The organism is Tateyamaria omphalii (genome assembly GCF_019802125.1).
Lineage (GTDB): Bacteria > Pseudomonadota > Alphaproteobacteria > Rhodobacterales > Rhodobacteraceae > Tateyamaria > Tateyamaria omphalii_B.
Window position 1 is genome coordinate 420,697 of record NZ_JAHVHT010000001.1, and the last position, 24,009, is coordinate 444,705.

The window sequence follows — 24,009 nt, forward strand, 5'->3', positions numbered from 1 at the left end:
CTGAAAATTCGCCGAAATAGCGCCTATTTTTCGGGCAGTCGGCGGAGCAGGTAGGTGTCCATGATCCAGCCATGCGCCGCCCGCGCCTCTGCCCGGCGTGCAACAATCCGCTCCGACACATCCGCAAGCCGCCCGTGATCCAGGATCTGCTCCGGCATCCCCAGATATGCGCCCCACCAGATGTCAAAGCGATTGCCGTCCAGCGTACGAAACGTGCAATCCCCATCCAGCATCACAACAAGTGTCTCGCACCCCGCCGGCCAACCATGATCCCGCAACCGCCGCCCGGTCGAGATCGTCACTGGCGCGTTTAGTGTGTTGAGGGGAATGGCATGGGCCGCCGTCAGCGCCTGAACCGATGTGATCCCGGCAACCACCCGTATCTCCGGCTTCGGCTCCAACCGGGCCGCGATGCGCAGGGTGCTGTCGTAAAGCGACGGGTCGCCCCACACGAGCAGTGCTACTTTTTGGGCCTCGGGATGCAGCGCCATCGTCTCGGTCCATGTGCGCACAATCTCGTCATGCCACGCATCCACCCGGGCGATGTAGGGCAGGCTCTCATCCCGAACGGGCATATCAAACAGCGCAACCGTGGCATCGGTCCGCACGTCGGCGATGATCTGCGTGCGCAGATCGGCCAGGTCGGTTTTGCCCTCGCCCTTATGCGGCACAAGAAACAGATCCGCCTCCGCCATGACACGGCGGGCCTCTCCGGTCAGATGATCCGGGTTGCCAGTGCCGATGCCGATCAGGAACAGTTGGGTCATGTCATGCAAAAGGGCCGCGCGGTGACGGCCCTTTCCTCGAATTTCATCAACGTCTTACGCCGCGTTGTGCAGGCGATGCGTAAATACGCCCGAACGGGTCCAACCCCGCAGGCCCTTGGCACCCGCCAGCACCGCCAGATCGGCAACAGGCTCAAGCAGGATCACCAGCATGTACGCCGCACCAAAGGTCAGCACGGCTTGCAGGTTCTCGGCCCCGACGCCCTGACCGTAGATCGCCCAGAACGCCACCCAGGCGACGACGCCGCCCTGATAGATGGCAGACATTTTCAACACCTGACCATAGCTCAAATCCACATAGGCCGTCGCCTGCGGTACAATCCGGCTGGCAGCGGCATGAACGGCAAAGAGCGGGAACAGCAGCGTGGTCACGTTCACGAAATACATCGACAGGTCAGACGGGGCAAAGAACGTCCCCTGGATCAGCAAACCGGCCGCCAATCCCATTGCGGCAGCCGCAGGACCAAGCAGCAAGAACAGCGTCGTGCCCAGAATGAAATGCACCTCGGAAATGCCCACGGCGAAGTGTGGCATCACCTCGAAGAATACGAATGTGCCGACGGTGGCGATCACAGTGCGCAAGATCAGCGACGCGATGTCGTGGCGCACCAGATCGTCTGCCGCCAGTTTCAACGTGTAGCCCGCGCCAGCGGCGGCAGTGCCATAGGCCAGTGCCATTTTCGCGCCGTCCACGACGCCCGGTTCGATGTGCATGTCTGTGTCTCCTCGCCACCACCCCGGTGACATAGTGGCCGGTGCCCCGGCGGATTGCGTTGCGCGATGGCAGGTCTCCTGACTGCCGGGTCGTCGCGGTACCAGACCTTCCCAGCGCATTGCGCCAGTGGTGTCTGCCGGCACCGCTCGCCGGTCACAGTTGCGGGGGCAGTCCGGGAGTCGCACCCGGTTCCCTTTTCAGACCCCTCTCGGGGTCACCATCACACTTTCGGGTTTACACCGATTCTGTCGGCTCACAAGCCTGGATGCGGCACATTACGGGGCGGAAAGACCAAGGTCGCATGGGATGTGCGGGCGGAATGCGCCGATCACCCCTCAGCCAGCGCTCCGTAAAGGATCAAGGCAGGCGCATCGCTCACCCCGTCCCGCAGCTTGGCCGCCAGGTCCGCCACGCTCATCCGGTGCAGTGCCTGCGCCTCGGTCGACACGCCTTCTGCCAACAGGGCGGGTGTATCGCCGGGCAATCCGCCCTCGATCAACATCGCCGCAAGGTCCGGAAAGGTGCGCTGCCCCATGAATACCACGGTCGTTGCCTGCGGATCGGCAAGGGCGGCCATGTTCAGGTCCTCGGGCAATGCGCCCCGCACGTCGTGGCCGGTGATGAACTGCACGCGCCGCGCGGTCAGGCGCCGTGTCAACGGAATGCCCGCCGCCGCAGCTGCCGCGCAGGCCGACGGAACGCCGGGAATGATCTCGTAGGGAATGCCCGCCGCCTTCAGCGCATTGGTTTCCTCTTCCAGCCGACCAAAGGTTCCACCATCACCTGACTTGAGGCGTACAACCCGCTGATTTTCCTGCGCATAGTCCACAAGCAACTGGCTCACGTGGTGCTGCTTGGGCGACGGGCGACCGGCCCGCTTGCCCACTCCTACCAAGTCTGCACCGCTGCGCGCATGGGTCAGGATTGGACCGGAACTCAGATCATCGAAAAGTACCGCATCGGCCCGCTTCAACCGGTTCACGGCCTTCAGCGTCAGCAGCTCCGGATCACCGGGGCCGGAACCCACGAAACTGACAAAACCTGTCATCCCGCCTCTCCGGTGATGAGGTGAAAGAACGTGCCGGTCACGTGACCCTTGCGTGATCCGGTCTCGGGCACCGGATTGCCATCTGCATCCGCCACTCGGGCCAAGGGTTCATCCGGCTCATCCAGAATGGTCGTGTAGTGAAACTCATGCCCGCGCAGCGCCGCGCCGGCCTCAAACCCTGGCATCGGTGCATCCAGCACCGCGCGACGATAGCCCAGATGAAACTTCCGCTTTTCAAAGCTGGTCTCTAGCCCAAACAGCCCCGTCATCTCGTGCCGCGTGCCGTCCTTGTCGGTCAGCCCCGCGCCCAGCACCATGTAGCCACCGCATTCTCCATGCACGGGCCGGGTCTCGGCATGGGCGCGCAGCCCCGCCTTGAAGGTGGAGGCCGCCGCAAGCGTGCCGCCGTGCAATTCCGGATACCCACCCGGCAACCAGACCAGATCAGCGTCTTCGGCCGGTGCCTCATCCGCCAAAGGCGAGAAGGGCGCGATCTCGGCACCCGCTGCGCGCCAGCCCTCCAGAAGGTGCGGATAGGTAAATGAAAATGCCGCATCTCGGGCCAGCGCGATCTTTTGCGCGGGCGGCGTCGGCAAGGGATGCGCGGTCAGTGCAGGCCCGGCCTGCGCCGCTGCCTTGATCGCCTCCAGATCAACGTTCTCGCGCAGAAACTCCGCATAGCCCGCAATCGCGGCCTCCAGATCCGGATGCTCGACGGCCTGGATCAGCCCCAGATGCCGCTCTGGCAGCTTCAGGTCACCGCGCCGGGGCAGGCTGCCCAGCACCTTCACGCCCGCGCGCTCCATGCCCAGCCGGGTCAGCCGCTCGTGTCGGGGGCTCGCCACTCGGTTCAGGATCACCCCGGCAAAGGGCAGGTCGGGATTGTAGCTCTTGAACCCCAGCGCCGTCGCCGCCGCCGATTGCGCCTGTCCACCCACATCGATGACCAGCACCACGGGCCAACCCATGGTCAGCGCCGTCTCGGCGCTGGACCCGAACCCCGCTTGCCCGCGTGTGGCAACCCCATCGAACAGGCCCATGGACCCTTCGGCCACGCAAATATCGGCGCCGTCCATCTGGGCTGCAACCCCGCCCAGCAGCGCGTCATCCATTGCCCAGGTGTCCAGGTTGAACGACGCGCGGCCCGCGGCGGCAAGGTGAAAGGCCGGGTCGATATAGTCCGGCCCCGACTTGTAGGGCTGCACCACCAGCCCATCGTCCCGCAGCGCCCGCAAAAGCCCGAGCATGACAGTTGTCTTGCCTGTCCCCGATGCCGGGGCAGAGATCATCAGTCCCTTAATCATCGCCATGGTTCCAGCTTGCCCAGGGGCTGTCCGCGCTTTGCGGACGGTAGCGCCGGTCGTAATCCGTTGAATATAGGCAGCTTTCGTCAAAACTCTCCGCCCCGATGGCCCGCCCCACAAGGATCAGCGCGGTGCGGCTGATGCCGTCGTGCATGGTATCCTTGAGCGTGGACAGGGTGGCATGAATGATCTGCTCATCCGGCCAGCTTGCACGGTAGACAACCGCAACCGGACAATCCGCACCATACGCAGGCGTCAATTCGTCAATGACCTGATCCAGATTTCCTATGCTCAGGTGGATCGCCAATGTCGCGCCCGTGGCCGCAAAGTTGGTCAAGGTCTCACCATCCGGCATCGACGACGCCCGCCCCGGCGTCCGCGTCAGCACCACCGACTGCGCAACGCCCGGCAGCGTCAACTCCGCCCCCAGCGCCGCCGCCGCCGCCGAGAAAGACGGCACGCCCGGCGTCACTGTGAACGGAATGCCTGCTGCCTTGATCCGGCGCAGCTGCTCCCCCATGGCCGACCAGACCGACAGGTCACCCGAGTGCAGCCGTGCGATGTCATGGCCCGCCGTGTGGGCGGCTTCGATCTCCGCCATGATCTGATCGAGGTCCATGGACGCCGTGTTCACGATCTTCGCGCCCTCAGGGCAGTGGCCGAGAATGGCTTCGGGCACCAGCGACCCGGCATAAAGACAGACCGGGCACGCCGCGATCAGGTCGCGTCCACGCAGGGTTAGAAGGTCGGGCGCTCCGGGGCCTGCGCCGATGAAGTGAACGGTCATGTCTCTGGTCCTTGAGCTATGGCGCAGGTTGCCATGCGATCATTTGAGATGGTTCGAGGTCCGATCAGTGTCGCACCCGGTCCCGCAGCAGCCAAGGCCGTTGCCTCGGCCACGCTGGGCGTGCCTTTTTCCGCGGTGCTGCGTTTGGATCGGGTCACCGTGGTTTGCGCGGCGGCGACGTCGCGCGACACTGGCAGAACGGGCACGTCGAGGTCTTTGGCAAGCACACGCAGCGCGCCTGCCTTTTCCTCAAGTGTTGCAACAGCATCCGGCGTCACTGCGTGCTGCGCCAAGGCATCCGCGACACTCTCCGCTGAAGCTTGAGTATTGAAGCCAAACCCAGCCACGATCATCGCTGAAGGCCCCATTGCACAACGGGGTAAGCTGACGTCCATCCCCGCTTCTGTCCCAGCGGAGATGCATGGCTGAGCGCGATGCGCATCAGCTCTCCGCCATGTTCGGCCTGCGCAGCGGCCAGCAGCGCTTCGCCTTCCAGAGTGACCGCGTTCACGACGAGCCTTACTTTTGCATTAAGCACGGCGTTCAGAAGTTCCCACGATAGCCCGCCGCCGACAAAGATCGCATGTGCCGCCTGCAAACCCTCGAGTACATTCGGTGCCGCACCTTCGACAATGGTCAGTCGGTTTTCCACCCCAAGCTGCTCTGCATTTTTCCGGATGCGCGATGCCCGATCGGCCCGCGGTTCAATCGTCGTTGCTGTCGTTGTCGGATGCGCCAAAAGCCACTCCAACGCGATGGAGCCAGAGCCGCCACCGACGTCCCACAGATGCTCTCCGGGTTTGGGGGCGAGTGTAGATAGCGTGATGGCGCGGACGGGGCGCTTTGTGATCTGCCCGTCGCTTTGAAAAATGGCGTCGTCTTGACCGGTTGCCACGGTTAGGGACGTACCCTTGCCCGACAAGTTGATTGCCACGCAGACGGGGTGTTCAAAAGAGCCCGCCATCGCATCCGCACGGCAGGTTGTAAGGCGATCCTGTGGCCCGCCGAGATGCTCCATCACGTGCAGGGTGCTGTCGCCGAAACCCTGCGCGATCAGGTAGCCTGCAAGCTCGGACACAGCATCGCCATCGCGCAGCGTCACGATCAGCTGCGCGCCGGGTGCCAAGTGGCGGCGCAGGCGTGTCATGGGGGCGGCGTGCAGGCCGAGGCATGTGGTTTTCTCCAGTGCCCATCCCAATCGCGCGGCGGCGAGGGAGAAGCAGGACACGCCCGGTAGAGCGGTCCACTCGGAGGGGCCGAAGCTGCGGGCGATGACGGAGCCTGCGCCGAACCAGAAGGGATCTCCGGAGGCGAGCACCACGACCTTTTGTCCCCGCAGGGACGCGAGGATGGCGATGCCGTCGGCGAAGGGGACGGGCCAGGGGATGAGATCTGTCCCCGCGGGGACACTTGTGGTTAACGCGTCGTTAACCACAAGATCGAGATGCCGCTGTGGGGCCATGATGACCTCGGCTGCGGCCAGAGTGTCTTGACTTGCCTGGCCCAGACCGGCAACTCCGTCCTCGCCTATGCCGATGATTGTAAGCCAGGGGTCAGACATGCGTGCCAACCTTTTGATCCTTGGCGGAACGACCGAAGCCACGGCTTTTGCCAATGCTGCCGCCGAGAAAGGCCTGACCGGGACGGTCAGTTTTGCAGGGCGCGTGGATCGGCCCAAGCGGCAGCCCTTGCCGCAGCGCATCGGCGGCTTCGGCGGTGTTTCTGGTCTGATTGAGTATCTCCATGCGCAGAAGATCACGCATGTGATTGATGCAACGCATCCCTTTGCGGCGCAGATGAGCCGGAATGCTGTCGCTGCTTGCGCGCAAGCTGATGTGCCGCTGCTTGCTTTGACCCGTGCGCCGTGGAGCGCTCAGCCGGGCGACGACTGGACCCATGTTCCGAACATCGCGAGCGCTGTCGCCGCGCTGGATCAACCGGCCAAGCGGGTCATGCTCGCAGTGGGGCGGATGCATCTGGCCGAGTTCGCGCCGAACCCGCAGCACTTCTACCTGCTGCGTCTGGTCGATCCGCCCAAGGACCCGCCGCCCTTTCCGGGCCATCATGTGCTGGTGTCGCGCGGGCCATTTACCCAAGACGACGACAGGGCGCTGATGCAGGACCACCGGATTGATCTGGTTGTGTCCAAGAATGCGGGCGGGACCGGGGCCTATGCCAAGATCGCGGCGGCGCGCAGTCTTGGCCTGCCCGTTGTCATGATCGACCGGCCTGCCGTGCCCGAGCGACAGGAAGCGCATAGCGTGGCCGAGGTGATGGACTGGCTGCGTCATTCGGGTGTCGACCTTGGCGTGTAGACGATCGGTGCCCCGTCGCGCGCGATGATCCTTGTGCGGGATGAGCCCACGATGACCATCGTGCGCATGTCGGCCATGTCGGGGGTCGTGTCCGGCAGGGGGACGATCCTGATCTCTTCGTCGGGTCGTGTGACGTTGCGGGCGAAGATGACGGGGCGGGTGTCGTTGCAGGCGTCTTTCAGAACGTCCAGCGTGCGCACGAACCCTTCGGGCCGCGATTTCGAGCGCGGGTTGTAGAAGGCCATGGCGAAGTCGGCCTCTGCCGCGAGGCGCAGGCGCTTTTCGATGAGCCTCCAGGGCTTTAGGTTGTCAGAGAGGTTGATCGCGCAGAAGTCATGGCCAAGAGGCGCGCCGCAGCGGGCCGAGGCGGCGAGCATCGCGGTGATGCCGGGCAGAACGGAGATGTCGAGATTGCGCCAGTGGTCGGGGCCTGCTTCGACAGCCTCAAAGACGGCGGCGGCCATGGCGAAGACGCCGGGATCGCCGGACGAGACGACGACGACCTTGCGCCCTTCGGAGGCCATTTCGAGGGCGTGGCGGGAGCGGTCGATTTCGACCCGGTTGTCGCTGGCGTGCAGCGTCAGGCCGGGGCGTTCGACGATGCGGGCGACGTAAGGAATGTAGCCCACGATGTCGGTGGCCTCGGCCAATACATCTGACACTTCGGGCGTGATGAGCGCATCATCCCCTGGCCCGAGGCCTGCGATGCGCACCCAACCGGTCATGGGCGGCGGCCCTGTCCGTGAACGACGATAATCGAGAAATAGGGTGTCACTTTCCCGTCAGCCTCGCACAGCTTCTGGACGTTCTGGTTTGGCATCGCGGCGTATTCGATCAGGTAGGCGTCTTCGAACTTGCCCGCGCGTTTCAGGGCGCTGCGCACCTTGTTGATGTTGCGCCCGATTTTCATCACCACCAGCGCGTCTGCCTGTCCCATGCGGTCCACGAGCGTGTCTTCGTCGAGCGTGCCCATGAGGATCGTCAGGATGTCGTCGCCCCAAGTGATGGGCGCACCCGTCGCTGTCCATGCGCCCGACATGCCGGTGATGGCGGGGACAACTTGCACCGGAACATGGGGTTCGAGTCGTGTGTAGAGGTGCATGAAGGAGCCGTAGAAGAACGGGTCCCCTTCGCACAGCACGACGATGTCTTCGCCTTCTTCCGCAAGGCCGCGCAGGTGGGCGGTGCAGTCGGCGTAGAAGGCCGACATGACTTCGTTGTAGCGCGGGTCGGTCAGCGGGATTTCGGTGGTAACGGGGTATTCCATGGGGAATTCGATGGCGTTCTCGGCCAGCATCCCGTCGACGATGCGGCGCGCCTGTCCGGGGCGGCCGGCCTTGCGGAAGAAGGCGACGTGTTTGGCGTTCCGCACCAGCCGGTCGGCGCGGACGCTCAGCAGATCCTGCGCGCCGGGGCCGAGGCCGACGCCGTGTATGGTGCCCGGTGCTTGCGCCATTATTCTTTCCGGCTCGCGATGGCGTTGACCGCCGCCACCGTGATGGCGCTGCCGCCGAGCCGCCCTTGCACGATGCAGCACGGGACGGGTTGGTCGGCCCAGAGGGCGTCTTTGGATTCCACTGCGCCGACGAAGCCCACGGGGCAGCCGATGATGGCGGCGGGGCGGGGGCAGTCGGGGTCTTCCAGCATGTTTAAAAGGTGGAACAGCGCGGTGGGCGCGTTGCCGATGGCGACGACTGCGCCTTTAAGGTAGCGCCGCCAAAGCTCGAGCGCGGCGGCGGAGCGGGTGTTTTGCATCTCTGCTGCCAGTTCGCGGACGCCGTCGTTGTGAAGGGTGCAGATGACTTCGTTGTTTGCTGGTAGGCGGGGGCGCGTGATGCCTTCGCTAACCATGCGGGCGTCGCAGAGGATTGGCGCGCCTGCTTCGAGCGCCGTGCGGGCGGCCTGGACGAAGCCAGGGGAGAAGCGGCAGTGCTGTTCCAGGCCCACGAGCCCTGCCGCGTGGATCATGCGGACGGCGACTTGCTCTTCGTCTGTGTCGAAGCGGGCGAGGTCGGCTTCGGCCCGGATGGTGGCGAAGCTTTGCAGGTAGATCGCCGCGCCGTCGGTTTCGTATTCGTAGGGCATTTTAGCTCGCTGGCGTCAGGAGGTCTTTGGCCGTGAGGCCGGTTGCGCGCGGGGCATCCCATGGATGGCCGTTTTCCACAAGGTCGAACGTGCCGTCGCGGCCCACGAGCGTGGTTGTCGCACGGCGGGGATGGGCGCAGCCCTTGTCGCAGCCGGAGACGTGGAGGCCGGGTGTGGCCATTTGGCGGGCGAGTTGCCGCGTGTCGACGGTGGCTGCTGCGCAGGCGGGGGCGCCGGGGCAGGCGTGGGTGTGCAGGAGCGGGTCGTTTGCGTCGGTGATGAAGCCGTGTGGGGCGCAGGGTGTCGCGTTTTCGAGGATGAAAAGCCGCCATGGGGTGACGCGGAGAGTGGTGGCTTGGCTGTCATTGATTAGGGCGGCTAGGGCGGTCGCGTCGATGCTGCCGAAGGGCGCGCCGTAGGTGGTGCCGCCGGGTTGGAGTGGGGGTGCAGCGGCGGCGGGCGATGTGTCTTGCCAGTCGGCGGGCAGCGGTGTGGATTTCAGGTGTTTTGCCATGCGTCCGGAGGCTGGGCCGTTGGTGGAGACAAACCATTTGGCAAGGTCGAGGAGGGTTTGGGGCGCTTCGGCTTCGGTGATTGCTTTCCCGTTGGGAGCGCCGTCTGCACGAAGGACGAGGGTGTCTGCGCTGCGTTCGAAGCGGAAGTCGGCGGATGTGTTCGTGAGGATCGGCTGCGGGCCGGTGTCGATGGCGATGCCCATTTTTGCGGGCAGCGTCGGCATCTTCGGTAGCGTGTCGAGGATGGCGGTGTGGAGGCGGGTGGTGAGGTCTCCGTCCTGCCAGAGCGGGATGGTGACGATGTTGCGTTTGGCTTCGGCCTCGGGTGTCGCGTCGATGAGGTCTAGGGATTGGAGTTGGGTGAGGACCGTCTGGTGGTCGTGTTCCTTGATGCCGCGCATCTGCAGGTTGGCGCGGCTGGTGAGATCGATGATGCCGTTGCCATGGCTTTGTGACAGGGTGCAGAGGCCGAGGATCTGGTCACGGGTGAGCCGTGCAAGACGGGGGCGGATGCGGACGATCAGCCCGTCGCCGGACATCATGGGGCGCCAGGCGCCGGGGCACCAGCCTTTGATACTCATTGCGCTGCTTCCAGGCTGGCGCGGATGGAGTTGCGGCGGGTGTGCCAGAGGCCCGCGGCATCAAGGGCGGCGAACTGGTCCTGCATTGCTTGATAGGCGCCGGGGTTCGCGTCCTGGAGGAAGGCCGTGACTTCAGGGTCGCCAAGGGTGGCGTCGTGGTAGGCGTCGAAGAGGTGCGGGCCGACGACGCCCGCGAGGTGGGCGAAGGCGGCCATGTGGTCGAGGGTGGCGGCGATTTCGGCCCCGCCGCGGAAGCCGTGGCGCATCATGCCTGCGAGCCAGTCGGGTTGGGTGGCGCGGGCCTGGACGACGCGGGCGATCTCTTCGGGCAGGGTGCGGGCGCGGGGGCGGTCGGGTTGGGTTGTGTCGAGGTGGTAGAGCGCCGCCTCGCCGCCTGTGACCGCCTGGGCAGCGGCAAAGCCTGCTTCGTGGGCGGCGTAGTCGGAGGCGAGGAGGATGTCCGTTTCGGGGAGGTCCTGCAGGTGGACGAAGCTGTCGGCCTGCGCGACACGTTCTCGGATCCCGGCCTCATCCTTTACAGTTTTCGTCCCGTCAAGGGCGTAGGCGCTGGCGGCCAGCCAGGCGTTGCCTGCGGCGGTGCGGGCCTCGTCCGTGAAGGTTTCGATGTCGGCGCCCATGCCGAGGCCGAAGCTGCCGGGGGCGGGGCCATAGACGCGGGCCGTGGCTGCGTGTCCTGCGTAGGGGTTCCAGTCTGGGGCCTCGTCGCGCGCAGCCAGCGCGCGGACGGCTTGGGAGAAAAGGGCAGAGAGCGTTGGGAACACATCGCGGAAGAGGCCAGACACGCGCAGGGTGACGTCGATGCGGGGGCGGTCGAGGTCGGTGATGGGCAGCACTTCGATGCCCGAGACCCGTTCGGAGCCTTGGTCCCAGACAGGTTTGACGCCGAGCAGGTGGAGGGCCATCGCGAACTCCTCGCCCGCCGTGCGCATGGTGGCGGAGCCCCAGAGGTCGACGATCAGGCCCCGGGGCCAGTCGCCTTCTTCCTGCAGGTGGCGGCGGACGAGTTCTTCGGCCAGTTTCACGCCTTGAGCATAGGCCGCGCGGGTTGGCACAGAACGCGGATCGGTGGTGTAGAGGTTGCGGCCCGTGGGCAGCACGTCGCGCCGTCCACGATGGGGCGAGCCGGAGGGGCCGCCGGGGATGCGCTTGCCATTGAGCGCGTCGATCAGGGCGGTGCGTTCGGTTTCGGCCGAGATACCGTCACCGTAGGGTGTGCCTTGAGGCGCACCGCGGCCCCAGACATGCAGTCCATCGCCGAACTGGCTTTCCTTGATGTCGCAGACAAAACGGTCGATGCGGGTGATGGCCTCGGCCGAACAGGACGCGCGGTCGAGGCCGAGGTCGTTTTCGACGCCGATGGCCTGCGCCTCGGCCCGGATGTCCTCTTGCAGCCGGTCGCGGCGTTTGGGATCGAGGCCGTCGGCGTTTGAGAACTCATCGAGCAGGGTTTCTAGGCGGATGAAGCGGTCAGGTGTGGCGCTGTCCTTCATTGGCGGCGGTAGGTGGCCGAGGGTGACGGCGCCGATGCGGCGTTTGGCTTGGGCGGCCTCGCCGGGGTCATTGACGATGAAGGGATAGATGACGGGCATTGTGCCGGTGAGCGCTTCGGGCCAGCATTCGTCCGAGAGCGCCACGGATTTGCCGGGGAGCCATTCGAGCGTCCCATGGGCGCCGATATGGATCAGCGCCTCCGTTTGGCCTTGGAGCCAGAGGTAGAAGGCGACATAGGCATGGCGCGGGACGCGGGAGAGGTCGTGGTAGTCGTCGTCGCGTGCTTTGGGGTGTCCGCGTTCGGGTTGCAGGGCGATGAGCACGTTGCCTCGGCGCGTGGCGGGGAAGTGGAAGTGGCCCTCGTCGGTATCCTCCTCGGGGCTGCCCCACGCAGCGGCGAGGTCGTTTTGGAGGGACCGTGGCAGGTGCGCGAGGGCGGCTTGGTAATCTTTCAGCGCCCAGCGGATCGTTTCAGTTTCGAGAGCGGGCGCGATTGGAACGGCGTCTGTTCTGTGGCCTGAATCCTTGAGGTCGGACAAGATCGCTTCGGCAGAGGCCAGCGCGTCGAGGCCCACGGCGTGGGCCATGTTCCAATCCTTGCCCGGATAGGTGCTGAGCACCAGCGCGAGGCTGCGGTCCTGAGCCGGGGTGGCAGCGAGGTCGGTCCAAGCTTTCACCCGGTCGGCCACGGCGTCGATACGTTGCACATCTGCCGCATGGGCGTAGCGGGCGAATTGCAGGGCCTCATCGCGAACCTGCGGTTCCTTGAACGATGCGACGCCGCCAAACAGGCGCCCGTCCACTTCGGGCAACACCACATGCATGGCGAGGTCGGCGGGCGACAGGCCGCGTTCAGCCTCGGCCCATGCGTCGCGGGTGGAGGTGGCGAGCGCCATCTGGAACACAGGGACGTTGCCTGCGTCGAGCGGGGAGGTGCCGTTTGCGCCGATGCCGGAGAAGGCGGTGGCGTTTACGATGGCGGCGGGTTTCAGATGCGCGATCTGGCGAGCCATCCATGCCGCCGGTTCGGGGGCCTTCAATGACGGGGCAAAGAGGCCGAGGACGCGGAAGCCGCGTTTGCGCAGGGCTTTGAACGTGGCTTCGATGGGGGAGAGGTCGGCAGCGGCGAGGTAGGCGCGGTAGAAGGTGACGATGACCAGGGGTTTGTCGTCTTCGATTTGGATCAGGGGGCAGGCGACGCCGTCTTCGGGGGTCCATGCGCCGACGGTCGGCAGGGCTTTGGAGCCTTTGACCGGGCCTGCGTATAGGCCGGAGGCGAGGGCCATTTGCGCGAGGGCTGCTTGGGCCGCGACCGCGCCGCCCGTGTCGCAAAGATGCGCAAGGCGGCGGAGGGTGGAGACAGGGAGGGTTGAGACCTCGTCCAGTCGTGGGTCGGGGCGGCCATCGGCGGGCAGGACGGCGAGGGCGATACCCTTCTGGCGGCAGAGCGCTTCGACTTGGCTCAGACCATAGGCCCAGTAGGGCACACCGCCAATGAGGCGGATCAGGATGCCCTTGGCGCCTTCGAGGGTCTGTTCGATGTAAGTGTCGACGGACAGCGGGTGTTTGAGGCCGACGAGGTTCGCGAGCCGAAGTGTCGGCAGCTTGCCCTCTGCCCGATGATACGCTGCCGCGAAGGCCCCAAGGTCGCTGTCCGAGAAGGACAGCACCACCAGATCTGCGGGCGTCTGCCCCAGATCGGTGGGTGTCTCGGTCTCTTCGAGCCCGTGGCTTTCGCGGAAGACGACGTGCATCGGGGGCGGTTCCTACTCGGCGGCTGCCGGAACATCCGTCAATGCGGACCGGATCGCTGCCGCATTCACGTCGTCATGTTCGGCAATCACGACCAAACGGCCCTGCCGCGCTTCGTTCGGACCCCAGGGGCGGTCGAACTGGTGGCGGACGCGGGCGCCGACGGCCTGCACCAGCAGGCGCATGGGTTTGCCGGTGACGGCGGCGTAGCCTTTGACGCGCAGAATGTTTTGCGACTTTGCCATCGCTTCGATGCGGGCGACGAGTTGGGCGGGGTCGTCCACTTCGGGGATGTCGATGATGACGCTTTCGAAGTCGTCATGTTCGTGGTCGTCATGGCCGTCGTGGTGGCTGGGGCGCGCGTCCATGTCGTCTTCGGCGGCGGCTTCGAGACCCAGTACGATGCGCGGGTCCACGGCGCCTTCGGCGACTTCGACGACAGGCAGGGGACGGGGGGCTTCGGCTTCGATCACGGCCTTGGCCTTGGCGATCCCGTCGGGGCCGGCGAGGTCGGGCTTGGTCAGCAGGATGATGTCGGCGCAGCTGATCTGGTCTTCGAACACCTCCGAGAGCGGCGTTTCGTGGTCGAGGCTGTCATCGGCTTCGCGCTGGGCATCGACGGCGGCCACATCGGGGGCGAAACGGCCCGCGGCAACGGCTTCGGCATCGGCCAGCGCGATCACGCCGTCCACGGTGATGCGGCTGCGGATATCGGGCCAGTCGAAGGCTTTGAGCAGGGGCTTGGGCAGGGCCAAACCGCTGGTTTCGATCAGGATGTGCTCGGGCTGCGGGTCGAGGGCCATGAGCGCTTCGATTGTCGGGATGAAATCGTCGGCCACGGTGCAGCAGATGCAGCCGTTCGCCAGTTCCATGATGTTTTCGGCGGGGCAATCGGGGATAGCGCAGGATTTGAGGATGTCGCCATCGACGCCGACGTCGCCAAACTCGTTGACGACCACGGCGAGGCGCTTGCCCTGCGGGTTCTGCATGAGGTGGCGGACAAGAGTGGTTTTGCCCGAGCCGAGAAAGCCGGTGATGACGGTGACGGGGACTTTGTTCAGGTTTGCCATATCAAAACTCCTGCGGGGGGATGCGGGCGATGCAATTCTTGCGGAAATGTTCGGGACGTTCGCGCCAGGGGACGAGGCCATCGGGGGTAGCCGCGTATTTGGAGACCCCTTCGACCACCATGTCGGCGTCGCGGTCTTCCATCAGGTTGCCGTAGACGTATGTCCAGCGGTTTGCGCCACCGCGCACGGCGACGGAGCAGCCGGAGGAGCAGTTGGACAGGCATTCCACGGCCTTGAGTGTCACGCCCTCGGGCATGGTGCGGCTTGCCAGTTCGGCGTGGAGCGCTTCGCCGGGGCGGGTGCCGTCCTCGGGCACGTCAAGCTCGCGGCGGCATTTCACGCAGACCAGCAGTTCCACGGGGGGCAGATCGGCCATGTTTCTTCCCTGTCGGGGGACGGCATGGCAGATGGCGGGCGGCGCATGGCCGTGGCGTCCCGACACCCGGCACACCCCGTCCGGTTTCGTCTTTCTCTGGCTGGCAGGTCTCCCGGCTTGCGGATCCCGAGGCTTTCGCCTCTGCGGCTGCCCTGCCTTCCCGGCCTTTGGCCAGTGGCGTGGAGCACCCTTTCCGGTCACGGTCGCGGGGGCGGCTGCGTTTGGACCCCAAGAGGCCCGCGGCATTCCCTTTTCACCCGCAGCGAACCGCGGGCACCAACACGACCGTAGTGCGGGGCGTGACACATAGAGTCAAGCGTGATCGGGATGGTGACGTGACAGCTTCCATTCTATTTTGGTCGACGAGGGAGCGCGTGATGTCAGAGAAAATCATCGTCTGGGATTTCGACGGCGTGCTGAACGCCAACATCGTTGAGGGCCGGTTTGTCTGGGCCGATACGCTGATGGAAGATTGGGGCATCGCGCTATCCGCGCTGGCGGACCACCTGTTCCATCCGGACCGCATCGGCCGCGTCATGCGCGGACAGGTGGACCTACGCGCTGAGCTGGTGGCGTGGCTGGACATGGCCGGGCATGACGTCGACGCGGATGCGTTCATGGCCTACTGGTTTGCAAAGGACGCGCTGCCGGATGCGGAAGTGCTGCAACACCTGAACAGACCCGGTGCGCGCCATGTGATCGGCACCAATAACGAGCCCAGGCGCGCCGACTACATTGAAACCCAGATGGGATTTGGCGCCCGGGTCGCACACATCTTCGCCTCCGGACGGATCGGCCATGCCAAGCCGGATCCGGAATACTTTGCCCATATCGAAGACTGGAGCGGCGCGCCCGTATCGGCCCACGTCCTGATTGATGACACGAGGCGCAACGTGGATGCCGCCCGATCCCGGGGGTGGGATGCCTTTCACTTCACCGATCAGACCCGCGCCGACCTCGGCACCTTCCTGGACCGGTTGACCTGATTTGTGCCGCCCTCTGGCACCTGCCGGAAAATGATGGCACCAAAGCAACCGCAAACCCGGAGGACGCCATGGACGACATCACTGAACGCCACAACGCCAAGATGAAGAAAATCAAGGCCGCCCGCGACAAGATGATGGAGACCAAGACCGGGGAGAAGGGTCTGATCATCGTCCATACCGGTCCGGGCAAAGGCAAATCCTCGTCCGGGTTCGGAATGATCATGCGGTGCATTGCGCATGGGATGCCCTGCGCCGTGGTGCAGTTCATCAAAGGCAACTGGGACACCGGTGAAAAGACGTTCCTGCGCGAGAAATTCGCGGATGAATGCCGGTTTTTTGTCTCCGGAGAAGGCTTTACCTGGGAAACGCAGGACCGCGAGCGCGACATCGCTGCGGCCGAGAATGGGTGGCGGATCGCAAAGGAACAAATCCTCGACCCGGAGATACAGTTCGTCCTGCTGGATGAAATCAACATCGCACTGCGTTACGACTACCTGGACATCCACGAGGTGGTCGACTTCCTGATGACCGAAAAGCCCGAGATGACGCATGTCGTGCTGACGGGGCGGAACGCCAAGCCGGAGCTGATAGAGGCCGCGGACCTTGTCACCGAGATGACGTTGGTGAAACACCCGTTCAAGGACCTGGGCGTGAAGGCACAGAAAGGTGTCGAGTTCTAGCCTGGGCGCACGGCACGTGCGCCTTACGAGGGGACGCCCATGATCATCGGTCATGCACCTGCGGGATATCTGCTGGCCTCTGCGCTGGACCGCAGCTTTTTCCGTGATCCGGTGATTTTCTGGAGTATCGTCGTCGGCGCTGTCGTCCCTGATCTGGACATGTTGTGGTTCTTTTTCGTTGATCGCGGCACAACGCATCACCACACCTACCTGACGCACGATCCAACCCTTTGGTCGGTATTGCTGTTTATCGGGTTTGTTCTCACCTCTCGCCTGCTGATTGGTCTGGGGATGGGTGGGCTCCTGCATATGGCGCTCGATTCCATTGCGGGTGCAGTGACATGGGGGTGGGGGGCATATTCAGTGTCAGGCCCCCTCGTGGTTGTGCCGCCGACACAGGACCATTGGTTGATGTCATTCCTGCTTCATTGGCTGATCTTGGTTGAAATCGTGCTTTGGATCTGTGCCGCTGTCCTGTTCTGGCGGCGGCGCAGTCTTCCGGTGATCGAATGACCGCGCTGATGATCCAGGGCACCGGCTCCAACGTGGGCAAGTCGATGCTGGTGGCGGGGCTGTGCCGCGCAGCTGTCAAGCGGGGCTTGTCAGTGGCGCCGTTCAAGCCACAGAACATGTCGAACAACGCGGCCGTGACTGTTGATGGGGGCGAAATCGGCCGCGCGCAAGCGCTGCAGGCGATGGCGTGCGGGTTGGAGCCACACACGGACATGAACCCCGTGCTGTTGAAGCCCGAAACCGATGTCGGCAGCCAGGTCGTGGTGCAGGGCAAGCGGCTCACAACGGTGAAGGCGCGGGAGTACGCCAAGCTGAAACCGTCGCTGTTGGCCCCCGTGCTGGACAGTTTCAACCGGTTGAAAGCGCGTCACGATCTTGTGCTGGTCGAGGGAGCGGGCAGCCCCGCAGAGGTCAATCTGCGCTCTGGCGATATCGCCAATATGGGCTTTGCGCATGCCGCGAATTGCCCCGTGGTGCTGGCTGGCGATATCGACCGGGGTGGAGTGATCGCGCAAATCGTGGGCACGCAGGCGGTTATTGATGCGGAGGATGCTGCCATGATCGGTGGTTTTCTGATCAACCGCTTCCGCGGCGATCCGAGCCTTTTCGACGATGGCTATGCGCTGATCGAGCAACACACGGCCTGGCGTGGGTTCGGGGTGGTGCCGTGGTTCGAGGATGCGTGGAAACTCCCTGCGGAAGACGCGTTGGACATTGCCACGCCTCAGCGCCCGGACGGGCTGCACATTGTCTGTCTGAAACTGTCGCGCATCGCCAATTTCGACGATCTTGATCCGTTGGCACAGGAGCCGGGTGTGCGGTTGACAATGCTGCATGCGGGCCAGCCGCTGCCAGCGGACACGGATGTGGTGATCATTCCAGGCAGCAAGTCGACCCGGGGCGATCTGGCATTCCTCAAAGCTCAGGGATGGGACGAGGATATACGCGCCCATGTGCGCCGGGGCGGTCAAGTGCTGGGGATCTGCGGCGGCTTTCAGATGCTCGGCCGCGTGGTCGATGATCCAGTCGGGATCGAAGGACCCGCAGGGGCTACAGAAGGTCTCGGGCTGCTTGAGGTCGACACTCTGATGTCGGATGACAAGCGCCTGACGACGGTCGAGGCCGTGCATGTACCCAGCGGACAGGGCTTTCACGGTTATGAAATCCATATCGGACGCAGTGACGGCCCCGATCGCACCCGCCCGTTCGCGCGGGTTGCAGGTCAGGATGAAGGCGCGATCAGCGCGGATGGTCGCGTGGCTGGCAGCTACCTGCACGGCATGTTTCGCGACGATGGCTTCAGGCGCGCCTGGCTTGCCGGGTTCGGGGTCAGCCACGGCAATGCGTCCTATGTCGCAACCGTCGAGGCGACATTGGACGCTCTGGCCGATCACCTTGAGGCGCATCTGGACATCGACGCGCTTTTGGCTTGCGCGCTCTAGAGCTGCGGATCACAGTTCAGCCATGCCGCATATCATCCTCGACTACTCGGCCAACCTTGACGACATGCTCGACATGCGTGCCTTTTGCGTGGCGCTGAAGGATGCGGCAGCGGCCACTGGGGTCTTTCCACCCGCAGGTATCCGCGTCCGGGCTCATGCTGCACCGTACAGCGTCGTGGCGGATGGTGATCCTCGGCATAGCTATGTCGACATCACGGTACGGCTGGCGGCCGGGCGCAGCGATGCACAAAAGACACTCGCGACCGACGCGATCTTCGACGCGGCCAAGGCATTTACCGCAGACCACATGAACAAGCACCCTTTCATGCTGTCGCTTGAATTGCGCGAGATTGACCCGGATCACAGTCGCAAGACCAGTTCCATCCGCAGCTATCTGCCACCGGAGATGCATTAAGCTTTCTTCTGAATGAAAATGCGACGGGGAAGGCCGAAAGGCCGGGGGCAAAGCCCCCTGAGAATGTCGTCGCCGCAAGGCGGCCTTTGGATCAGTCGAAGGTAAATTCGGGCAGTTGATCAAATGCGACCTTCAGCGCCTCGCCCCATCCATTCGATACCGTTTGGAAATATGGATCATCCGCCTCGATCCGCTCTGCATGTGTGATGGCCAGGCTGTTGCCGGTATAGGTCACGTAGTCGAGTGGCAGGCCCACGGACAGGTTCGATTTGATGGTTGAATCAAAACTCACCATCAGCAGTTTCACCGCATCCTCGAACCGCATCGCAGGGTCGTGGGCACGGACGATGATGGGTTTGCCGTACTTCGCCTCGCCAATCTGGAAAAAAGGTGTGTCGTCCGAGGCTTCGATGAAATTGCCTTCGGGATAGACTAGAAACAGGCGCGGTTCCGATCCCTTGATCTGGCCGCCGATAATCATGGTCGCGCCAAAGGCGCCGTCGGCCTCCATGCCTGTCGTGGCATTCGAGGCGATAACTTCTTTCAGCGTCCGACCGACTTCGCGTGCGACCTGGAACATCGACGGGGCTTCGAGGATCGACGGCTTGCGCTCTTCCGGCGCCTTTGACCGCTCATCCAGAAGCGAGATCACGGATTGGGTCGTAGCGAGGTTGCCGGCCGTCATGATGACGATGACACGCTCGCCCGGCAGCTCCCACGTATGCATCTTCTTGACGGTAGAGATATTGTCGACACCCGCGTTGGTGCGTGTATCGGCCATAAAGATCAGCCCGGCGTCCAGCCGCATCCCGACGCAATATGTCATATCTTGTGTGTTCCCGCCCGAGTCGGGCCAAATCTGCGCTATTGTTGCTGTACCTGCAAGGTCACAGACATATCTTCCGCAGCGTTACCATACCTTAAACCCGAAATAGGGGCGGCATCGCGATAGTCGAGACCGGTGGCCACGCGGACATAGCGTGCGTCGGGTGAGATGCCGTTCGAGATGTCGAAGCCAACCCAGCCCAGCCCGTTCACATGCGCTTCAGCCCAGGCGTGGCTGGCGTCTTGATCCACACGATCATTCATCATCAGGTAGCCTGACACGTAGCGGGCCGGGTACCCGAGCGCGCGGGCTGCAGTGATGAACACGTGGGCATGGTCCTGGCAAACGCCGTGGCCTGCCTCCATCACGGTTTCCGCCGTCAGGTCGGATGCGGCCTGGTCCGTCGAATAGGGTACGGCGTCCAGAACATGCGCGGACAGCGCGTGCAACCGGTCCAGATCGCCGCCCTCCGTCGGCGCGTCGGCAATCAGCGTCTTGATACGGTCGCCCGGCTTCGTCAGCGAGGTGCTGCGCCGAAACAGCCACAGGGGCACATAGCCGCCCTGCGGACCAACGACACCGGCCTTGTCTTCAACCTCGACCGTGCCGGAGCAAGTAATCTCGATCTCTTTGTGACCCGAGGCAAAGCTGACGAGGTCGACGGCATTGGCATGTTCATCTTCGAAAGACACTTCGACCTGTCCGCCGGACACGTCGATTTGCCAGTCCTCGACCAGCTGTCCGGGGCGCGACTTGGGCCGCAGGCGGATCTGCTGCAGCCCGTAAGGCACGGGGGCGTCGTAGGTGTAGTGGGTCTTGTGCAGGACGGTCAGGCGCATGGAATTATTCAATGAAACGGTAATCAATCTCGATCTGGCGGCCCAGAGCGGCGCTGTCGCGCAGGAAGTCGGAAATGAACTCGTGCAAGCCATAATCGAAGATGGCGTTCATGTCATGGGACCGAAACTTTGCGCAGAGCGCATCGGCCAGGGACTGGCAGCTGTGGCGCATGCCGTACTCTTGTTCTAGATAGCCCAGGTTGTCGCCGATCTTGCCATAGCAAAAGGCAAGGCTGCGCGGCAGGCGGCCATCAAGAATGAGGAAACGCGCGATGGCGCGGGGGTCCACATCGCCCTCGTGCAACGTCTGATAGGCCCGTGTTGTCGAAGTGGCGCGCAGGATGGTGTCCCATTGCACGTTGTCCGACGGGCTGCCCACAAGTTTCACCGACGGCAGCAGGATATAGTACTTCTGATCCAGGATACGTGCCGTGTTGTCGGCGCGCTCATAGAATGTGCCGATGCGGGCGAAATTGTAGATGTCGTTGCGCACCATCGTGCCGTGCAGTGCCCCACGCACAAAGGCGCTGCGCTGTCGGATGACCTGGAGCACACGGGGCAGGTCGCGGTCCTCGATGGGTTGGGCCAGCAAACGCTTTAGCACCATGTAGCACTCGTTCACAGCCTCCCACACCTCGCGCGTGAGTGCGGTGCGCACGACCCGCGCATTCATGCGCGCGGACTCGATGCCTGCCAGAATAGAGCCCGGATTGTTCGGATCGCGTAGCAGGAAGTCGATGACCTTTGGCCCGTCAGGCGCGCCATGGGCTGTCTCATAAGCGGCGCGCGCGCCGGTCGAGGACAGGATAGAGGTCCATTCGCTTTCCGCGGCACTCGACCGTGTCAGCGAAATGCGCAGGCCGGCGTCGATCATGCGTGCAGTGTTTTCGGCCCGTTCGAGATAGCGGAACATCCAGAAGAGCCCGCCAGCGGTCTTGCCCAGCATTGCGTTACTCCTCCAGCACCCAGGTGTCTTTGGTCCCGCCGCCTTGCGAGGAGTTCACCACAAGTGAGCCTTCGGTCAGGGCCACGCGCGTCAGTCCGCCCGGTGTGATGTCGATCCGGTCCGGTGACACCAGCACGAAGGGGCGCAGGTCCACGTGCCGTGGAGCGAGCCCGGCGTCCGTCAGGATCGGGACCGTGGACAGTGCCAAGGTCGGTTGGGCAATGTAGTTGCCGGGGCTTGCCTCCAGCTTGGCGCGGAAGGCCTCGATCTCTTTCTTCGATGCGGCGGGACCCACTAGCATCCCGTACCCGCCGGAGCCGTGCACTTCCTTGACCACCAACTCGGCAAGGTTGTCGAGCACGTATTTCAGCGCGTCGGGTTCCGAGCACCGATGCGTGGGTACATTCTTCAGGATCGCCTTTTCGCCGGTGTAGAATTCGACGATGTCCGGCATGTAGCTGTAAATCGCCTTGTCATCGGCAATGCCCGTGCCCGGCGCGTTGGCAATGGTGATCCCGCCCGCGCGGTAGACATCCATGATCCCCGGCACGCCCAGCACGCTGTCGGGATTGAAGTTCAGCGGGTCGAGGTATTCATCGTCCACCCGGCGGTAAAGCACGTCGATAGGCTTGTACCCTTTGGTCGTGCGCATCGCCACGCGCCCATCCACAACGCGCAGGTCGTGCCCCTCGACCAGCTCGGCGCTCATCTGGTCCGCCAGGAAGGCGTGTTCGTAATAGGCGGAGTTGTGGATGCCCGGTGTCAGCACGGCCAGCGTCGGGCGGCCATTGCAGGCATCAGGGGCGCAGGCCGACAGCGACTTGCGCAAGCTGCGGGGGTATTGGCTGACCGACTGCACTTTGATCTTGCTGAACAGTTCGGGGAACATGTGCAGCATCGTCTCTCGGTTTTCGAGCATGTAACTCACACCCGATGGCGTGCGTGCGTTGTCTTCCAGCACAAAGAATTCGTTGTCACCGGTGCGCACCAGATCGGTGCCGACGATGTGGGTATAGATGTCGCCCGGGGGCGACACGCCAATCATCTCGGGCAGAAAAGCATCGTTGCGGGCGATCATCTCGGCAGGCAGGCGACCGGCGCGCACAATTTCCTGCCGGTGGTAGATGTCGTGCAGGAACGCATTCAGTGCGCGCACACGCTGCTCGATCCCCTTGGCCACCTTGGCCCATTCGCGGGCGGCAATGATGCGGGGAACAAGGTCAAACGGGATCAGCCGTTCGGTGGCGTCTGGATCACCGTAGACGTTGAAGGTCACCCCGATGAGGCGAAACAGCGCTTCGGCCTCTTCCGACTTGGCCAAAAGCCGCGCCGTATCCTCGTGATGGAACCAATTGCAATAGTCGGCATAGGGGGTGCGCGCTGTAGCGCCATGGCCGAACATTTCGTCGAAATACTTTTGGTCTGCTGCCATGGGTAATAGCGTGCATATTCTGTCCCGTATCGCAACCGGACTGTCAGGAACGTGTTGAAAACGCACCGTCTCCGCGCTGGGCGCGGCATAAAGACCTCAATTTCTGCTCATTTTGCAAGCACTTGGCGCTGCGTGGCGATCTGGCGTCGAAATCGGCACGCCGGACCGTTCGGCAAGGATGACGTTCGTGACTGGACGGAGCCGCTGCTTTGCTGGACGGTAGGGCAGGTTCAACCACGTTTCAGGATACCTGCATGTCCGCGCCCTGCATCATCTGCGTCGCCATCACCGGGTCCGTCCCGCAAAAGTCAGACAACCCGGCTGTGCCGATCACCGTGTCCGAACAGATCGAAAGCACACAGGCGGCCTTTGAGGCGGGGGCAAGCATTTGCCACGCCCATGTGCGCAACGACGACGGCTCCACCACCTCGGACCCGGCGAAATTCGCGCTTTTGAGCGAGGGCGTCAAAAAGCATTGCCCCGGCATGATCATGCAAATGTCGACCGGTGGGCGGTCCGGTGCGGGGAAGGTGCGGGGCGGTATGCTGCCCCTGCGGCCCGACATGGCGTCGCTGTCCGTCGGATCGAACAACTTTCCGACCCGCGTCTACGAAAACCCACCGGACCTTGTGGACTGGCTCGCCTCGGAAATGATCACCCATGACGTGAAGCCGGAGATCGAGGCCTTTGATCTTAGCCACATTTTCAAGGCGGCGGAAATGCACGTCAAGGGGCAGATCAAGGACACACCCTATGTCCAGTTCGTGATGGGCGTCAAAAACGCGATGCCTGTCGATCGGCGGGTCTTTGACTTTTATGTCGAAACGGTTGAGCGCCTGTTTCCCGATGCGCCGTGGTGTGCGGCGGGCGTCGGTGCCAATCAGATTGTTCTGAATGAATGGGCCGTCGCTGCAGGCGGACACGCTCGTACCGGGCTCGAGGACAATGTGCGGCTCGACCGGGACACACTGGCCCCGTCAAACGCTGCCCTTGTCGAGCGGCTGGTGGATATTTGCGACAAGAACAATCGCCCTGTCGCTACCCCGGCGCAGGCCCGTGCCATCCTTGGTCTGAGCGCCGCCTGA

General features: G+C 63.8%; 25 protein-coding genes and 2 riboswitches. Of the genes, 7 read left to right on the forward strand and 18 right to left on the reverse strand.

What is annotated here, in order from left to right; translation table 11 throughout:
- Positions 1-23: 23 nt before the first annotated feature.
- The 7 genes from cobF to cbiE all read right to left on the reverse strand — a co-directional run bounded on the left by cobF (position 24) and on the right by cbiE (position 6,200).
- Positions 24-767, reverse strand: coding sequence for a precorrin-6A synthase (deacetylating) (gene cobF, locus KUV51_RS02100; protein WP_222519962.1), 744 nt, complete (start codon positions 765-767; stop codon positions 24-26).
- A 54-nt stretch (positions 768-821) separates the two neighbouring features.
- On the reverse strand, positions 822-1,499 hold the full coding sequence (locus tag KUV51_RS02105) for an energy-coupling factor ABC transporter permease (RefSeq protein ID WP_222519963.1): 678 nt from the start codon (positions 1,497-1,499) through the stop codon (positions 822-824).
- 50 nt (positions 1,500-1,549) lie between these two features.
- Positions 1,550-1,737: riboswitch (cobalamin riboswitch) on the reverse strand.
- Positions 1,738-1,828: 91 nt separating this feature from the next.
- Positions 1,829-2,548, reverse strand: a complete 720-nt coding sequence (cobA, locus tag KUV51_RS02110) for a uroporphyrinogen-III C-methyltransferase (protein ID WP_222519964.1) — start codon at positions 2,546-2,548, stop codon at positions 1,829-1,831.
- On the reverse strand, positions 2,545-3,858 hold the full coding sequence (locus KUV51_RS02115) for a cobyrinate a,c-diamide synthase (RefSeq protein WP_222519965.1): 1,314 nt from the start codon (positions 3,856-3,858) through the stop codon (positions 2,545-2,547). Before KUV51_RS02115 ends, cobA begins: the two co-directional genes overlap by 4 nt.
- Positions 3,845-4,639, reverse strand: a complete 795-nt coding sequence (cobM, locus tag KUV51_RS02120; protein WP_222519966.1) for a precorrin-4 C(11)-methyltransferase — start codon at positions 4,637-4,639, stop codon at positions 3,845-3,847. The genes KUV51_RS02115 and cobM overlap by 14 nt, the downstream gene beginning before the upstream one ends.
- Complete coding sequence (locus tag KUV51_RS02125; protein ID WP_222519967.1) at positions 4,636-4,992, reverse strand: cobalamin biosynthesis protein; 357 nt, start codon at positions 4,990-4,992, stop codon at positions 4,636-4,638. The genes cobM and KUV51_RS02125 overlap by 4 nt, the downstream gene beginning before the upstream one ends.
- A complete protein-coding gene (gene cbiE / locus KUV51_RS02130; protein ID WP_222519968.1) occupies positions 4,989-6,200 on the reverse strand; it encodes a precorrin-6y C5,15-methyltransferase (decarboxylating) subunit CbiE in 1,212 nt (403 codons plus the stop codon). Before cbiE ends, KUV51_RS02125 begins: the two co-directional genes overlap by 4 nt.
- Here cbiE and KUV51_RS02135 point away from each other — a divergent pair.
- Positions 6,199-6,954 (forward strand): cobalt-precorrin-6A reductase, encoded by a 756-nt coding sequence (locus tag KUV51_RS02135; RefSeq protein ID WP_222519969.1) that lies wholly within the window; start codon positions 6,199-6,201, stop codon positions 6,952-6,954. The genes cbiE and KUV51_RS02135 overlap by 2 nt on opposite strands.
- On the opposite strand, the gene cobJ is transcribed toward KUV51_RS02135, so the two are convergent.
- From cobJ to KUV51_RS02170, 7 genes are read right to left on the reverse strand one after another with little or no spacing between them, the layout of a single operon-like run.
- Entirely contained in the window at positions 6,927-7,679 is a 753-nt protein-coding gene (cobJ, locus tag KUV51_RS02140; protein WP_222519970.1) for a precorrin-3B C(17)-methyltransferase, read from the reverse strand. The two genes, KUV51_RS02135 and cobJ, sit on opposite strands and share 28 nt — an antisense overlap.
- Entirely contained in the window at positions 7,676-8,410 is a 735-nt protein-coding gene (cobI, locus tag KUV51_RS02145; protein ID WP_222519971.1) for a precorrin-2 C(20)-methyltransferase, read from the reverse strand. The genes cobJ and cobI overlap by 4 nt, the downstream gene beginning before the upstream one ends.
- The gene (locus KUV51_RS02150) at positions 8,410-9,039 is read right to left on the reverse strand and encodes a precorrin-8X methylmutase (protein WP_222519972.1); all 630 of its coding nucleotides are present in this window, start codon (positions 9,037-9,039) and stop codon (positions 8,410-8,412) included. The genes cobI and KUV51_RS02150 overlap by 1 nt, the downstream gene beginning before the upstream one ends.
- 1 nt (position 9,040) lies before the next feature.
- Complete coding sequence (locus KUV51_RS02155; RefSeq protein WP_261385608.1) at positions 9,041-10,135, reverse strand: cobalamin biosynthesis protein CobG; 1,095 nt, start codon at positions 10,133-10,135, stop codon at positions 9,041-9,043.
- The gene (cobN, locus tag KUV51_RS02160; protein WP_222519973.1) at positions 10,132-13,401 is read right to left on the reverse strand and encodes a cobaltochelatase subunit CobN; all 3,270 of its coding nucleotides are present in this window, start codon (positions 13,399-13,401) and stop codon (positions 10,132-10,134) included. Before cobN ends, KUV51_RS02155 begins: the two co-directional genes overlap by 4 nt.
- 12 nt (positions 13,402-13,413) lie before the next feature.
- Positions 13,414-14,469: a cobalamin biosynthesis protein CobW gene (cobW, locus tag KUV51_RS02165; protein ID WP_222519974.1), complete on the reverse strand. Its 1,056-nt coding sequence runs from the start codon at positions 14,467-14,469 to the stop codon at positions 13,414-13,416.
- 1 nt (position 14,470) lies between these two features.
- Complete coding sequence (locus KUV51_RS02170) at positions 14,471-14,845, reverse strand: DUF1636 family protein (protein ID WP_222519975.1); 375 nt, start codon at positions 14,843-14,845, stop codon at positions 14,471-14,473.
- A gap of 84 nt (positions 14,846-14,929) precedes the next feature.
- Positions 14,930-15,141, reverse strand: a riboswitch (cobalamin riboswitch).
- An 81-nt stretch (positions 15,142-15,222) separates the two neighbouring features.
- Between KUV51_RS02170 and KUV51_RS02175 the strand changes: the two genes are divergently transcribed.
- From KUV51_RS02175 to KUV51_RS02195, 5 genes are all read left to right on the forward strand, one after another.
- Positions 15,223-15,831 carry an HAD family hydrolase gene (locus KUV51_RS02175; protein ID WP_222519976.1) on the forward strand — a complete coding sequence of 203 codons (609 nt, stop codon included), beginning with the start codon at positions 15,223-15,225 and terminating at the stop codon, positions 15,829-15,831.
- Positions 15,832-15,899: 68 nt separating this feature from the next.
- Positions 15,900-16,511, forward strand: coding sequence for a cob(I)yrinic acid a,c-diamide adenosyltransferase (gene cobO, locus KUV51_RS02180; RefSeq protein WP_222519977.1), 612 nt, complete (start codon positions 15,900-15,902; stop codon positions 16,509-16,511).
- Between the two features lie 39 nt (positions 16,512-16,550).
- Entirely contained in the window at positions 16,551-17,024 is a 474-nt protein-coding gene (locus KUV51_RS02185; RefSeq protein WP_222519978.1) for a metal-dependent hydrolase, read from the forward strand.
- A complete protein-coding gene (locus KUV51_RS02190) occupies positions 17,021-18,466 on the forward strand; it encodes a cobyric acid synthase (RefSeq protein WP_222519979.1) in 1,446 nt (481 codons plus the stop codon). The genes KUV51_RS02185 and KUV51_RS02190 overlap by 4 nt, the downstream gene beginning before the upstream one ends.
- A 22-nt stretch (positions 18,467-18,488) precedes the next feature.
- Positions 18,489-18,881, forward strand: coding sequence for a 5-carboxymethyl-2-hydroxymuconate Delta-isomerase (locus tag KUV51_RS02195; protein WP_222519980.1), 393 nt, complete (start codon positions 18,489-18,491; stop codon positions 18,879-18,881).
- 91 nt (positions 18,882-18,972) lie between these two features.
- Here KUV51_RS02195 and KUV51_RS02200 read toward each other — a convergent pair whose 3' ends face one another.
- Genes KUV51_RS02200 through KUV51_RS02215 form a run of 4 tightly spaced genes read right to left on the reverse strand, consistent with a single transcriptional unit; the run spans position 18,973 to position 22,924 of the window.
- Complete coding sequence (locus tag KUV51_RS02200) at positions 18,973-19,707, reverse strand: proteasome-type protease (RefSeq protein WP_222519981.1); 735 nt, start codon at positions 19,705-19,707, stop codon at positions 18,973-18,975.
- A 38-nt stretch (positions 19,708-19,745) separates the two neighbouring features.
- Complete coding sequence (locus KUV51_RS02205) at positions 19,746-20,546, reverse strand: transglutaminase domain-containing protein (RefSeq protein WP_222519982.1); 801 nt, start codon at positions 20,544-20,546, stop codon at positions 19,746-19,748.
- A 4-nt stretch (positions 20,547-20,550) separates the two neighbouring features.
- Positions 20,551-21,492: an alpha-E domain-containing protein gene (locus KUV51_RS02210; protein WP_222519983.1), complete on the reverse strand. Its 942-nt coding sequence runs from the start codon at positions 21,490-21,492 to the stop codon at positions 20,551-20,553.
- Positions 21,493-21,496: 4 nt separating this feature from the next.
- Positions 21,497-22,924 (reverse strand): circularly permuted type 2 ATP-grasp protein, encoded by a 1,428-nt coding sequence (locus KUV51_RS02215; protein WP_222519984.1) that lies wholly within the window; start codon positions 22,922-22,924, stop codon positions 21,497-21,499.
- A 254-nt stretch (positions 22,925-23,178) separates the two neighbouring features.
- Between KUV51_RS02215 and KUV51_RS02220 the strand changes: the two genes are divergently transcribed.
- Positions 23,179-24,009: a 3-keto-5-aminohexanoate cleavage protein gene (locus KUV51_RS02220; RefSeq protein ID WP_222519985.1), complete on the forward strand. Its 831-nt coding sequence runs from the start codon at positions 23,179-23,181 to the stop codon at positions 24,007-24,009.